The sequence below is a fragment of the Flavobacterium rhizophilum genome, assembly GCF_046000485.1.
In the GTDB taxonomy this organism is placed as follows: domain Bacteria; phylum Bacteroidota; class Bacteroidia; order Flavobacteriales; family Flavobacteriaceae; genus Flavobacterium; species Flavobacterium rhizophilum.
On sequence record NZ_JBELQB010000005.1, the window covers coordinates 125738 to 139051 of the forward strand.

General features: G+C 38.2%; 13 protein-coding genes. 8 read left to right on the top strand and 5 right to left on the bottom strand.

The features are described from left to right. The first annotated feature begins 6 nt into the window (after positions 1-6). Positions 7-1902: a monovalent cation:proton antiporter-2 (CPA2) family protein gene (locus tag ABS768_RS07820; protein ID WP_408074410.1), complete on the top strand. Its 1896-nt coding sequence runs from the start codon at positions 7-9 to the stop codon at positions 1900-1902. Between the two features lie 78 nt (positions 1903-1980). Here the strand turns inward: ABS768_RS07820 and guaB are convergent, their stop codons facing one another. The 3 genes from guaB to ABS768_RS07835 all read right to left on the bottom strand — a co-directional run bounded on the left by guaB (position 1981) and on the right by ABS768_RS07835 (position 5533). Further along, positions 1981-3453, bottom strand: a complete 1473-nt coding sequence (gene guaB, locus ABS768_RS07825; RefSeq protein ID WP_157481871.1) for an IMP dehydrogenase — start codon at positions 3451-3453, stop codon at positions 1981-1983. Positions 3454-3559: 106 nt separating this feature from the next. Then, positions 3560-4423, bottom strand: a complete 864-nt coding sequence (locus ABS768_RS07830) for a hydroxymethylglutaryl-CoA lyase (protein WP_408074411.1) — start codon at positions 4421-4423, stop codon at positions 3560-3562. Positions 4424-4501: 78 nt separating this feature from the next. After that, complete coding sequence (locus tag ABS768_RS07835) at positions 4502-5533, bottom strand: quinone-dependent dihydroorotate dehydrogenase (RefSeq protein ID WP_408074412.1); 1032 nt, start codon at positions 5531-5533, stop codon at positions 4502-4504. A 130-nt stretch (positions 5534-5663) separates the two neighbouring features. Here ABS768_RS07835 and ABS768_RS07840 point away from each other — a divergent pair, with 130 nt between their 5' ends. The 7 genes from ABS768_RS07840 to ABS768_RS07870 all read left to right on the top strand — a co-directional run bounded on the left by ABS768_RS07840 (position 5664) and on the right by ABS768_RS07870 (position 12508). Continuing rightward, positions 5664-6701: a hypothetical protein gene (locus ABS768_RS07840; protein ID WP_330443129.1), complete on the top strand. Its 1038-nt coding sequence runs from the start codon at positions 5664-5666 to the stop codon at positions 6699-6701. A 3-nt stretch (positions 6702-6704) separates the two neighbouring features. Next, the gene (locus tag ABS768_RS07845) at positions 6705-7988 is read left to right on the top strand and encodes an SPFH domain-containing protein (protein WP_408074413.1); all 1284 of its coding nucleotides are present in this window, start codon (positions 6705-6707) and stop codon (positions 7986-7988) included. A gap of 8 nt (positions 7989-7996) precedes the next feature. Further along, entirely contained in the window at positions 7997-8344 is a 348-nt protein-coding gene (locus ABS768_RS07850) for a hypothetical protein (RefSeq protein ID WP_330443127.1), read from the top strand. A 6-nt stretch (positions 8345-8350) separates the two neighbouring features. Next, positions 8351-8959: an HD domain-containing protein gene (locus tag ABS768_RS07855; RefSeq protein WP_408074414.1), complete on the top strand. Its 609-nt coding sequence runs from the start codon at positions 8351-8353 to the stop codon at positions 8957-8959. A gap of 63 nt (positions 8960-9022) precedes the next feature. Next, positions 9023-10627, top strand: coding sequence for a PAS domain-containing sensor histidine kinase (locus ABS768_RS07860; RefSeq protein WP_408074415.1), 1605 nt, complete (start codon positions 9023-9025; stop codon positions 10625-10627). Between the two features lie 58 nt (positions 10628-10685). After that, on the top strand, positions 10686-11924 hold the full coding sequence (gene pepT / locus ABS768_RS07865) for a peptidase T (protein WP_408074416.1): 1239 nt from the start codon (positions 10686-10688) through the stop codon (positions 11922-11924). Between the two features lie 8 nt (positions 11925-11932). Beyond that, entirely contained in the window at positions 11933-12508 is a 576-nt protein-coding gene (locus ABS768_RS07870; RefSeq protein ID WP_408074417.1) for a YdeI/OmpD-associated family protein, read from the top strand. Positions 12509-12541: 33 nt separating this feature from the next. On the opposite strand, the gene yajC is transcribed toward ABS768_RS07870, so the two are convergent. Then, on the bottom strand, positions 12542-12814 hold the full coding sequence (gene yajC, locus ABS768_RS07875) for a preprotein translocase subunit YajC (RefSeq protein WP_408074418.1): 273 nt from the start codon (positions 12812-12814) through the stop codon (positions 12542-12544). Positions 12815-12827: 13 nt separating this feature from the next. Next, positions 12828-13298, bottom strand: a complete 471-nt coding sequence (locus ABS768_RS07880) for a DUF1573 domain-containing protein (protein WP_408074419.1) — start codon at positions 13296-13298, stop codon at positions 12828-12830. Positions 13299-13314 lie beyond the last annotated feature (16 nt).

Here is a 13314-nt window from a genome sequence, read left to right on the forward strand (position 1 = left end):
AAAAGTATGGAAACCGGATTATTTTTTGAGTCAATTATCTATTTGGCTGCTGCTGTTATATGTGTACCCATAGCTAAAAAGCTTGGGCTTAGTTCTATATTAGGCTATCTGTTTGCAGGTATTTTAATAGGTCCGTTTGTACTGGGGCTTATCGGGCAGCAGGGAGAAGACATTATGCACTTTGCCGAATTTGGTGTAGTTATGATGCTGTTTCTTATCGGGCTTGAGCTTGACCCCTATAAATTTTGGCGGATGCGGCGTTTTATTGTCGGTATGGGATCACTGCAGGTTTTAGGAACCTGTATCATACTGTTTCTGTCGTGTATACTGGTTTTAAAATGGGAATGGGAAGCCTCACTAACTATAGCTTTAGCCCTAACCCTGTCGTCTACTGCTATTGTATTACAAACCCTTAAAGAAAAAGGACTGTCACAAACCTCAATGGGGCGTTCGGCATTTGCAGTACTTTTATTTCAGGATATAGCCGTAATCCCTATACTTGCCATATTACCACTGTTAGCCGACGGTGAAATACAAAATAAAGGTATAAACGAATCCCTTATTTCCGACTTACAGGGATGGCTGCAAACCCTTATCGTAATAGGCACTATTGCCCTTATATACTTTGCAGGCCGATTTATAATTGTACCCCTACTACATGTAGTAGCAGCAACAAGATTACAGGAACTCTTTACCGGAGCTGCATTATTACTGGTGCTTTCGGTTTCCTACATAATGCAAATGGTAGGGCTTAGCCCCGCTCTAGGTGCATTTATGGCAGGTGTCGTATTGGCCAACAGTGAGTTTAGGCATGAGCTCGAAGGCGATATTGCCCCCTTTAAAGGACTCCTCTTAGGGCTTTTCTTTATTGGCGTAGGTGCTTCCATCAACTTTAGCCTTATCATGGTAGACCCTGTGTTTATCATTGTTTTCTGTACGCTGTTTAATGTTATTAAATTCTTAGTACTACTGGGAATAGGTAAGCTATACAAAAAAAGCTCTGACCAAAACCTGCTCTTCGGTTTTGCACTGAGCCAGGGAGGGGAATTCGGTTTTGTAATATTGGGATTTGCCACTCAGCTTAACCTTATGCCTACCTATCTTGCCAGCCAGATGATGGCTATTATAGCACTTAGTATGATAGGTACACCAATACTGCTTTTCATAAACGAAAAATGGATAGATCCTTACTTTGGCGTTAAAGAAAAAGGTTCGGGCAATAAGTATGATGATATAGAAGACGAAAACAACGATGTTATTATAGCCGGATTCGGAAATTTTGGTAGTACCATAGGGCGTTTACTAAAAACAAACGGCATAGGCACAACGGTATTGGACATGGATTCTGACAGGGTTGACTCTCTACGTAAAATGGGTTTCAAGGTATATTATGGAGATGCCTCAAGACTGGAGTTACTTAAAGCTGCCGGATGCGAAAATGCCAAACTGTTTATTGCTGCTATAGATAACCCCACTGTAAACCTTACCGTAGTAGAAATGATACGCAAGCATTTCCCTCACCTAAAAGTACTGGCAAGGGCCCGCAACCGAAGTAATGCGTTTGAACTGGTAGATATGGGTATCAATCAGTTTTACCGTGAAAACCTGTATAGTGCCGTACACCTAGGTGTAGACGCTTTGGTAGAACTTGGACATCGCCGTTATACCGCTACCAGGCAGGGACAACGATTTATTAAATATGATGAGCAGGCAGTATTACGTCTTTCGCAGAAACGACATGATAAAAAGGCTTTCCTTATGACTGCCAAAGAAGAGATTGAAATGCAGGAACAACTGCTTAAAAATGATTTATACGCCCAACTGGGAGCTAACGACCATGCCTGGGAAAGTGAGGACCTGAGAAAAGAAAACCTGGAAAACAGTAACAGAGATAAAAAATAACCCATACAAAGGGATAAAAACAAAAAGGCAGAAGTAGTAACTTCTGCCTTTTTTATGTTTTAGTCTTTCGACCTAAAATTATCTTGAATAGTTAGGAGCCTCTTTAGTAATGGTTACATTGTGAGGATGGCTCTCAGATATACCGCTTGAAGTTAAACGTACAAAACGGCTGTTTTCCTGTAGTGTTGGGATATCCTTAGCACCACAGTATCCCATACCTGCACGCAGACCTCCGATAAACTGAAGCATACTTTCGAAAAGCTCTCCTTTGTATGGTACACGGCCTACAATTCCTTCCGGTACAAGTTTCTTAACATCATCTTCTACATCCTGGAAGTAACGGTCTTTAGAACCTTCTTTCATAGCCTCTACAGATCCCATACCACGGTAAGATTTAAACTTCCTGCCTTCAAATATGATAGTTTCTCCCGGAGACTCTTTAGTACCTGCAAGTAAAGAACCAAGCATTACACAGTCGGCACCAGCTGCAAGCGCTTTAGGAATATCACCAGTGTAACGTATACCACCATCGGCAATTACAGGAACACCTGTACCTCTCAATGCTGCAGAAACTTCAAGAACTGCAGAGAACTGAGGGAAACCAACACCAGCAACTACACGCGTAGTACAAATAGAACCCGGACCGATACCTACTTTTACAGCATCTGCACCGTTTTCTGCAAGATATAAAGCCGCTTCAGGAGTCGCTATGTTACCTACAACAACGTCTAGTTCCGGGAATTTTGCTTTTACTTCTTTAAGTACACCTACCACACCTCTTGTATGTCCGTGAGCTGTATCGATAATTACCGCATCAACTCCGGCAGCTACAAGTGCTTCTGCTCTCTGTACTGCATCGGCAGTAACACCAAGGGCAGCAGCAACACGAAGTCTTCCGAATTTATCTTTGTTAGCGATAGGCTTTTGGGTAAGCTTAGTGATGTCTCTAAAAGTAATAAGACCAATAAGTTTATTTTCGCTGTTTACTACAGGTAGTTTTTCGATTTTATGCTCCTGAAGAATTCCTTCTGCCACATCAAGAGTAGTACCCTCACCTGCAGTAACAAGGTTTTCAGAAGTCATTACTTCTACAATAGAACGTGTACCTTCTTTTTCAAAACGAAGATCACGGTTAGTTACAATTCCTTTTAGTATTTGGTTTTCGTCTACTACCGGAATACCTCCGATACCAAACTCACGCATGGCGTTTTTAGCATCTGCAACTGTAGCATTAAGAGGAAGCGTAACAGGATCTATAATCATACCTGATTCTGCTCTTTTTACTTTTCTCACCTCTGTAGCCTGACGCTCAATAGTCATGTTTTTGTGTAATACACCTATACCACCTTCACGAGCCATAGCAATAGCCATAGCGCTTTCCGTCACCGTATCCATAGCCGCCGAAACGATAGGCACGTTTAATGTTATGTTTTTTGAGAATTTTGATTTGATACTTACTTCGCGTGGAAGAACCTCAGAATAATTTGGAACCAGCAGTACATCATCGTAAGTAAGACCTTCACCGATGATTTTAGTTGTGTGTGCTTTCATGTTGCAATTTGTCGTTAAATTGCATGCAAATATAGTACTTTTTAACCTAATCTAAAAGCGTTTGTTTTATAAAAAATCGTTATGCCTTTATAAAGAAAATTTATTCTTAATGATATTGAGTGAAAATTTTGGTTGCCTCGTTGTATGAGCTCTCAAAACTAAGTGAATTTAAGTTAGTTACCACCTTCTCTGCAGTAAAATAGGAAAGCATTTTTTCGGTAGGCATATTTCCGGTTAGGTCATCTTTAGCCATAGGGCAACCGCCAAATCCCTGTATTGCTCCGTCAAAACGTATGCATCCTGCCTTATAGGCAGCATCTACTTTCTCAAACCACCTGTCGGGTGTAGTGTGCAGGTGTGCCCCAAATTCAATTTCAGGGTATTTAGGTATAAGATTAGAGAAAAGATAATCGATAACCTCGGGAGTTGAGCTTCCAATGGTATCTGACAGTGAAAGTATTTTAACTCCCATTGCTGCCAGTTTCTCGGTCCACTCCCCTACAATTTCCACGCTCCACGGGTCACCATAAGGATTACCAAAGCCCATAGAAAGGTAAGCTACAACCTCTTTATTACTTTTATCGGCAATATTTAGTATTTCCTGTAAAGTAACAATAGATTCGGCTATGGTTTTGTGCGTATTACGCATCTGGAAGTTCTCTGAAATGGAAAACGGATATCCCAAATATTGTATTTCAGGATGTACAGAAGCTAACTCTGCCCCTTTAGTATTGGCAATAATAGCCAGTAGTTTACTTTTTGTGGCACTCAGGTCAAGTTTTGCAAGCACTTCGGCAGTATCCTGCATTTGCGGTATAGCCTTAGGTGAAACAAAACTACCGAAATCAATAGTATCAAAACCTACCCTTAACAGCGACTGAATGTAAGCTACTTTCTTTTCTGTGGGTATAAAGTCTTTGATGCCCTGCATGGCATCTCTGGGACACTCGATAATCTTAACCTGTTTCATAGAGGTTCAAAGATAATTAAAGAATCGGGTTTACGAAATCGTTTTCTTTGAAAAATTACCACAAAAACAGCCTGTAAACTATTTTTTTGATAATAACTTCTTGTTTATCGCCTTAATAAGTCCCGGTCCTTCATATATAAATCCGGTGTAAAGCTGTATAAGGCTGGCTCCTGCCTCCAGTTTTTCAATAGCATCTTCGGCAGTATGTATACCTCCCACCCCTATTATAGGGAATGCTTTATTACTTTTTTCAGAAAGGAACCTGATTACCTCGGTAGATCTTTTCGTTAATGGCTTACCGCTAAGTCCGCCGGTTTCCTTTTTATTTTCAGACTGTAACCCTTCTCTTGAAATAGTAGTATTGGTTGCTATAACACCTGCTATTTTGGTAGTCTGTATAATATCAATAATATCAAGTAACTGACTATCGGTCAAATCAGGAGCAATTTTAAGTAGTATCGGTTTTTGTATCGGCTTTGCCTGGTTTTTATCCTGAAGCGTTTGCAGTAACTGGGTTAAAGGCTCCTTATCCTGAAGTTCACGCAGGTTTGGCGTGTTAGGCGAACTCACATTTACCACAAAGTAATCTACATAATCATACAGTGCATCAAAGCATATTTCGTAGTCACTTACGGCATCTTCATTTGGCGTTACCTTATTCTTACCTATGTTACCACCTATAAGGACGTGCCCCTTACCTTTAGGGTTCTTTTTAAGGCGCTCTACAGCTTCGGCTACACCACCATTATTAAAGCCCATACGGTTAATAAGTCCGCCATCTTCCCTAAGCCTGAACAGTCTCTTTTTAGGATTCCCGTCCTGTGGTTTTGGGGTAAGTGTACCTATCTCTATAAAACCAAAGCCCAGGTTACCCAACTCTTTATATAACTTAGCATCTTTATCAAGTCCGGCAGCAAGCCCTACAGGGTTTTTAAACTTTAACCCAAACACCTCACGCTCCAGTCTTGGGTCGTTTACCTCAAACATTGATTTCAGTACAGACTGCATACCCGGTATACTGTTTAAGAATCTGATAGTTGAGAATGTGAAGTAGTGAATTTTTTCCGGATCAAAACGGAATAATACAGGCCTGATTAGAGATTTGTACATAGCTAAATTATTGTGGCTGCAAAAGTAATAAATTATCCTAAGTTTATTGTTTATAAAAATTTTAACATTCCTTTTAGAATCTCCCCTTTCTTTGATTATATTTGAAAATAGTATGCAACTTACCTTTAAAATGAATAAAGAGCTAGAAAAATTAATTGATTACGCAATTACTGATGGTTTTATAACCGAAAAAGAAAAAAAAGTACTTATTAAAAAAGCTGAAAAACAAGGGTTTGATATAGACGAACTTGAAATGATCCTGGAAGGAAAGCTTTTTGATGCACAACAAACACGAAAAAAAGAAAATCCTATACAAAAATGCCCAAGCTGTGGTGAAATTATGGTTGGTGTAAGCAGGGTTTGCCCTTCCTGTAACTATGTTGTTAATGCAAGATCAAAAAATACCGCTACTCTGGATGAGTATATGCATGATGTGGAGAAAAAGCTTCTAAAGCTAAAAAACACTCCTAAACAGGGCTCAGGGAAAATAATGCAGTCTGTAATACTTACTTACCTAACCTTAGGTACCTATATTATTTTTAAAAAGGTCATAAAAAGAGAAGATCTTTTTGAAGACAGTAACAACTATAGCAAATTAAACAATGAAATCAACGCTACCCTTAGCCTAATGAGAAGTAATTATGGCGAAGACGGCACAGTTGCTGAATTTATCAGTAAAATTGAAGCAGAAAAAGCACAATACATCAAACAAAGGGAGTCTGGAAGTTTTGTATCTATAGCTGCTGCATTTTTACTTGTAGGCGGAGTATTATTTGCTATTACCCGTATACCTTCTCCAGAACCAAGTATTGATAAAAAAATAGACCGCCTTATTGCAGAAGGAAAAAGGGATTCGGCCAAAATACTTATACCACAACTGGAAAAAGAATCTACAAGAGAATTTTATCTTTCTAAAATCGAAGTCATAAATATTGACAGTCTTTATAAAGCAGGAGCTTATGAAAAGGCTCTTGAAAAGGCTAACTTTCTTACCTTTAAAACAGAAAGAGAAGAGCTTATAACCAAAATACTTATAACACAAATAGGTGAACTTCTAACTAAAAAGGAGTTTAAAACAGCTAAAGATAAGGCAGAACTTATACCTGATTACTCAACAAGATTTGAGGAACTGGACAGAATTAAAATAGCAGAACAACTAAAAAAATAAGCCATGGGGATTAGAAACTTTTTTACAGGTAGAGAAGGCGGTTTTATGGATGTTATCCGTTGTGATGAAACTGATTACCTTATTCACAAATGGAGACCGTCGGGTGAAGCCGGATCTACAAAAAAAGAAAATGCCATACGTTACGGCAGTAGCATAAGGGTGAAACAAGGCGAAGTTGCCCTATTTGTGTATCCGCAAAAAGACGGTTCTCCCTATGATGTCATTGAGGGACCTCATGACAAGTTTATTGAAACCTCTAACTTCCCGGTATTATCAGATATTGTAGGAGCTGCATTTGGCGGGCACTCCCCTTTTCAGGCTGAAGTCTATTTTATTAACCTTGCGGGAAATATAACCGTAAAATTCGGTATACCCTATTTTGATGTTTTTGATCCAAGGTTTATGGATCTTGGTGTACCATGTGCCGTGAGGGGTTCATTTATATTTAATCTTTCTGATTATCCTAATCTGATTAGATTAAACCGACTTAAAAATATCACTACAGACAACCTTAGAGACCAGATTAAAGACGCCTTTATAAGAAAGGCTAAAAATGTAATCATCAATATCCCTACAGAAACTACAATACCGGTTATGCAGCTGGAAAGTAGGATTGATATGATTAGTGATCATATAAAACTAAAGCTGGAAGAGGATTTTAGAAATGATTTTGGCATCAACCTTAAACGTCTTGATGTAAGTGCTATTGAGCTGGACAAAAGTCATCCGCATTACCTACAGCTTAAAAAGAATACAGCCGACCAGCAAACCAAATTCATCGATTCTAAAACCGACATCGAAATAACTCACCTTGGTGAGAATAAAAGGATTGAACGTAAAGAAACTGAGCTTGGTGTTGAAGGAAGAAACTTTGCTGCCCATCAGTTAAACCTGCAGGCTGATGTTTTAAAAACCGCTTCCGAAAGCTTGGGTGCTATGGGGAACATTGACGGCAATGGCGATAGCCACGGCTATAATCCAATAGGTATTATGACCGGACTTACACTGGGCAGAACAATGGGTAACCAAATGAGCGGTATGCTAAATAACATACCTAACACTCCGCCTCCACCTCCTACTGTAAGCTTTCATATTGCCATTAACGGACAACAGTCTGGACCTTTTACAATACAACAATTAAAAGGAATGGCACAAAACGGACAGTTTACAAAAGAACACTATATATGGAAACAGGGAATGACCGAATGGCAGCCTGCAAGCACAAGTTCTGAACTTGCTGTTGTATTTGCATCTATTCCGCCACCTCCACCTCCACCAACCAAATAATACAAGCTATGAGAGTTAATTTTGTAAAATCGGTTTTAGGGCTATTATTCAGCCTGTTATTTTCTTATGCATTATATAGTTTTTCCGGTATAAGCATAGAAGAGAAAAACCTTTTAAGTCTGGGAGGTTTTTTAACCTCATTCTTTATCATGTTGTTTTTAATTGCGCTTAGGTTTGATTCTCCCAGAACAACTATCAATGCAAGGTTTACTTCTGCATTTTTTTTAGGAGGTACAATGATAACACATATTATCCTTGCTTTTACCGGACTAACACAACAAATATATATAACCATTATAGGCTTTATAATGCTGTTTTATATCTTCATATTATATTCTGTTGCAAGAGTAAGATAAAACGACATGCTTGAAGAACTTTTTATAAATACAGTAAATGGTTACAGTAAAGAATTATCTGCTGCTTTATGGCAGGAAATAAAAGACTATTACAGTCACAAAAACCGAAAGTACCATAATCTTACCCATCTTGAAAATCTCTACAACGAACTTTACTTATGTAAAGAATTGATTGAGGACTGGGACACCGTGCTTTTTGCCTTGTTTTATCATGACATTATCTACAAATCTACCCGTAATGATAATGAGGAGCAAAGTGCCGAACTGGCTGTACAAAGACTAAAGGAAATTAATTATCCTGAAGACAAAGCCGAAAGATGCAGGCAGATGATACTGGCAACCAAATCACACCTACCGGTTAGCGATAACGACATTAATCTGTTTACCGATGCCGATTTATCTATACTGGGCTATAACTGGAGTAAGTATAAGCAATACTATCAACAGGTAAGGGAAGAATACTCCTTTTATCCCGACATACTTTATAACCCCGGACGAAAAAAAGTACTAAAGCATTTTCTTTCCATGAGTTTTATATACAAAACCGATTTCTTTCGTACCAAGTATGAGGTAAATGCTAAGGAAAATATAAGAAAAGAATTAACCAAACTTTAGCTAATGTTAGCTTAACCAATTATAGCAAATCATTATCTTTGGCTATCACCATACTGTAAAACCATGTCTGCAATTAACGACAATACAGATAATAATACCTTACTTCAAAACAACAATAGCACTGCTATTGAGCTTATGAAGCTGGCTTTTGATGCACCTAATAACAGGAGCATCTTTTTCACACCTGTATATAATGATGGTGAAATTATAGATTTTAGGTTTACACTTCTTAGCCGTGGCACAATAAACTTTTTTAAAGGTATTGATCATACTGGCAAAACCCTCCTTGAGGTATTGCCCGACCAGATAAACCAAATTGACAGCCTTAAAACTGCTTACGAAACCGGCACACAACAAAACTGGACCAGATATTATGAAAAGCTTGATGGTGCACAGCGATGGTTCAAAGTATCTGATACCAAAGCCGGAGAAGGCGTTTATAGGGTTTGGGAAGATATTACCGAAGAGAAACTGGCCGAAAGAAACTTCAACATCGTTATTACCGAACAAATTGAAGACAAATATGCATCACTTTTTAACTCTGTTGATCAGGGCTTTTGTATTATAGAGGTACTTTTTAATGAAAACAAAAAACCGATAGATTATATTTTCCTTAAAACCAATCCGGCATTTGAAAAACAAACAGGACTTGTTAATGCTGTAGGCAAAACCATGAAGGAACTCGAACCTAACCACGAAAGCCACTGGTTTGAAATTTATGGCGAGATTGCACTGAGCGGTAAGCCAAAATATTTTGAGCACGAAGCCAAACCTCTTATTAATGGCTGGTATGAGGTATCGGCCTTTCCATTAAGTGATGTTAAAGACAATAAGATTGCCGTTATATTTAATGACATTACTAACCGTAAAAATGTTGAACGCGAACTTAGTGAATTTAACACCCGACTGGAAGAAGAGGTTAAAGAACGTACCGCTTCCCTTAAGGAGGTTAATGCACAACTGGCCGACAAGAATGTTCAGTTGGAACAATCCAACAAGGAACTGGAATCATTTAATTATATAGCGAGCCATGACCTGCAGGAACCCCTGCGGAAAATACAAACGTTTATAACTTTTATAAAGGACAGGAATATGACCCGTGAAGAATCAGAACCTTACATCAAAAAGATACATGATTCTGCCGGACGCATGACCCAACTTATAAAAGATGTTTTGGTATACAGCAGGCTATCGGCAGAGAAAGAGTTTACAGATGTTAATCTTAACGATATACTGGATATAGTACTTGGAGACTATGAACTCCTTATTAAAGAGAAAAACGCCATAGTTAAAAGGAATACACTACCTACCATAAAAGCTATTCCGTTACAAATGGAGCAACTGTTTTCTAACCTTATAAGTAACTCTTTAAAATACTGCTCAGAAAAACCCGAGATAAGTGTTACCGCTCAAACAGAAGGTAATTTGGCTCATCTCACTTTTAAGGATAACGGTATTGGTTTTGACGCACAGTATAGCGAGCAAATATTTAAATTGTTTCAGCGTCTGCACGGTAAAGGTGATTATGCCGGGACAGGTATAGGACTAAGTATCTGTAAAAAAATTACCGAACAGCATAACGGTTCAATATCAGCCGAATCACAACCCGGAAAAGGAGCTACCTTTAACATAACTTTACCCCTAAAACATACTATTAAAACGGTTTAAGATTATTGTACTTCTGTACAAAATTGTAACTTTGATGCTCATTTAAAAAACACAGAAAATGCAGCATATAATTGACCGCTTTATTAGCTATGTCACAGTTGATACTGAATCAGATCCAAACTCTGACACAACTCCAAGTACAGCAAAACAATGGGATCTTGCCAATCAGCTTGTAGAAGAACTTAAAGCTATAGGCATGGAAGATGTTACCATAGATGAAAATGCATACATCATGGCTACGCTTCCGTCAAATGTAGATCACGATGTACCAACAATAGGTTTTGTTTCTCACTTTGATACTACCCCTGATTTTACAGGCGCTAACGTAAAACCTCAAATCATTGAAAATTATGATGGTGGTGATATAGTACTTAACAAAGAACAAAACATAGTGCTGTCTCCCGGTTACTTTAAAGACCTTTTACAATATAAAGGACAAACTATAATCACTACAGACGGTACTACCCTTTTAGGTGCTGATGATAAAGCAGGTATTACAGAAATTGTTACCGCTATGGAATACCTTATCAAAAACCCTGAAATCAAACACGGTAAAATACGTGTAGGTTTTACTCCTGATGAGGAAATTGGCCGTGGTGCACACAAGTTTGATGTAGAGAAGTTTGGTGCAGACTGGGCTTACACCATGGATGGTAGCCAGATTGGTGAACTTGAATACGAAAACTTTAATGCCGCCGGTGCTAAAATTACTTTTAAAGGAAAAAGCGTTCACCCTGGTTATGCAAAAGGAAAAATGATAAACTCTATGCTACTGGCTAATAAGTTTATCTCTCAGTTACCGGAAGGCGAAGTACCTGAACAAACTACAGGCTACGAAGGCTTCTTCCACGTAACAGGACTAAACGGAAGTATTGAAGAAACTACAGTTCAGCTTATTATCCGTGATCACGACAGAGATAAATTTGAAGCACGCAAAGAGCTTATCCATAAAATAGTAGCTGATATTAACGCTCAATATGCAGTACAGTTTGGCGAAGATATCGCTATTGCTGTAGTAAAAGACCAATACTTTAACATGAAGGAAAAAGTTGAGCCTGTTATCCACATTGTAGACATTGCCGAAAAAGCAATGAACGAACTGGGTATTACTCCTCTTATCAAACCTATACGTGGTGGTACTGATGGTTCTCAGCTTTCTTACATGGGATTACCTTGTCCTAACATTTTTGCAGGCGGACACAACTTCCACGGTAAATATGAGTATGTACCTGTAGAGAGTATGCAAAAAGCTGTTGAAGTTATCGTTAAAATTGCCGAACTTACAGCTAAGAAATAACAATCGCTATGTCTGAAAAGAAAACATGGGATAAAAATAACCAATGGGCAGAAGAGCTTGAACTCCTTAAAAGCATTATTGTAAAAACTCCACTAACCGAAACTACAAAATGGGGCGGTATAGTTTACACTTACAACAACAAAAATGTTTTGGGAATAGGAGGCTTTAAGAACTTTTTTACCATTTGGTTTTTTAAAGGTGTTTTCCTGAAAGACGAAAAAAATGTACTTGTTAATGCTAATGAAGAGAATACCAAGTCACTTAGGCAATGGCGTTTTACCGATAAAAGTGAAGTTAACGAGAAACTTGTGCTAAACTATATTAACGAGGCTATTGAAGTGGAAAAAGCCGGACTGGAAATTAAACCTGAAAAAAGGGAGACCATTATACCGGAAGCCCTTCAAAAGGAACTTGATACTAATAAGGCTTTAAAAACTGCTTTTGAGACACTAACACCTTTTAAGCAAAGAGAATATGCCGAGTTTATAGAAACAGCCAAAAGAGAGGTTACAAAGCTCTCACGACTGAAAAAAATAAAGCCCATGATCCTTGAGGGAATTGGGCTTAATGATAAATACAGATAAAAAAATCCTCAGCTAATGCTGAGGATTTTTTTATTATTGTTTCTGAACTTTCTTACTTAACTCAAGTGAGATTGCCGAACGTTCCATTTTAAGCTTTCCTGCCATAGTTTCAATAACTACGCTTGCCTCACCAAGCTCTGCTATTTTACCATGTATTCCGCTTTTTGTTATAATTTTATCACCAACCTTAAGCTGGCTCTCAAATTCTTTTTCCTGTTTTTGCCTTTTCTGTTGTGGGCGTATCATTAAAAAATATACAACCACAAACATTAGTAATAAGGGAGCAAACTTCGAAATTTCTTCCATTTTATATGTCTAATTAGTTTTTAGCGCCTATGCCTTCCGGCTTTTCAATCTCTGCTGTAAACTTAAGTACATCTGTACCAGACTCTGTATTAGAGTGTACGTTTACAGTTTTATTTTGTTTACCTGATTTACCATGAGAATCAAAAACAACTTTAATCTCACCAGATTCACCCGGTGCAACAGGAGTTTTAGTCCAATCAGGAGTAGTACAACCACAACTTGGCTTAACCTGGCTTAGTACAAGTGGTGCAGCACCTTCGTTAGTAAACTTATACACATACTCCACTTTATCACCCTGCTTAATAGTACCAAAGTCGTGCTCCATAGTTTCAAACTTAATAACAGGTACCTGTCCTGCTTCTGCATGAGCTATTTCAGCCTCTTTTGCTTTATTTTCATCAATTTTAAGAGCAGCATTTTCTTTACATGAAACTGTAAAAATAAGAGACGCTATGGCTAGCATAGCTACTGATTTTTTCAACATAACTTATAATTTTTTA

What these genes read in the sequence shown, in the direction of transcription:
- ABS768_RS07820 (WP_408074410.1), top strand. Translation starts at nt 7, where the DNA reads ATGGAAACCGGATTATTTTTTGAGTCAATTATCTATTTGGCTGCTGCT.
- guaB (WP_157481871.1), bottom strand. Translation starts at nt 3,453, where the DNA reads ATGAAAGCACACACAACTAAAATCATCGGTGAAGGTCTTACTTACGAT.
- ABS768_RS07830 (WP_408074411.1), bottom strand. Translation starts at nt 4,423, where the DNA reads ATGAAACAGGTTAAGATTATCGAGTGTCCCAGAGATGCCATGCAGGGC.
- ABS768_RS07835 (WP_408074412.1), bottom strand. Translation starts at nt 5,533, where the DNA reads ATGTACAAATCTCTAATCAGGCCTGTATTATTCCGTTTTGATCCGGAA.
- ABS768_RS07840 (WP_330443129.1), top strand. Translation starts at nt 5,664, where the DNA reads ATGAATAAAGAGCTAGAAAAATTAATTGATTACGCAATTACTGATGGT.
- ABS768_RS07845 (WP_408074413.1), top strand. Translation starts at nt 6,705, where the DNA reads ATGGGGATTAGAAACTTTTTTACAGGTAGAGAAGGCGGTTTTATGGAT.
- ABS768_RS07850 (WP_330443127.1), top strand. Translation starts at nt 7,997, where the DNA reads ATGAGAGTTAATTTTGTAAAATCGGTTTTAGGGCTATTATTCAGCCTG.
- ABS768_RS07855 (WP_408074414.1), top strand. Translation starts at nt 8,351, where the DNA reads ATGCTTGAAGAACTTTTTATAAATACAGTAAATGGTTACAGTAAAGAA.
- ABS768_RS07860 (WP_408074415.1), top strand. Translation starts at nt 9,023, where the DNA reads ATGTCTGCAATTAACGACAATACAGATAATAATACCTTACTTCAAAAC.
- pepT (WP_408074416.1), top strand. Translation starts at nt 10,686, where the DNA reads ATGCAGCATATAATTGACCGCTTTATTAGCTATGTCACAGTTGATACT.
- ABS768_RS07870 (WP_408074417.1), top strand. Translation starts at nt 11,933, where the DNA reads ATGTCTGAAAAGAAAACATGGGATAAAAATAACCAATGGGCAGAAGAG.
- yajC (WP_408074418.1), bottom strand. Translation starts at nt 12,814, where the DNA reads ATGGAAGAAATTTCGAAGTTTGCTCCCTTATTACTAATGTTTGTGGTT.
- ABS768_RS07880 (WP_408074419.1), bottom strand. Translation starts at nt 13,298, where the DNA reads ATGTTGAAAAAATCAGTAGCTATGCTAGCCATAGCGTCTCTTATTTTT.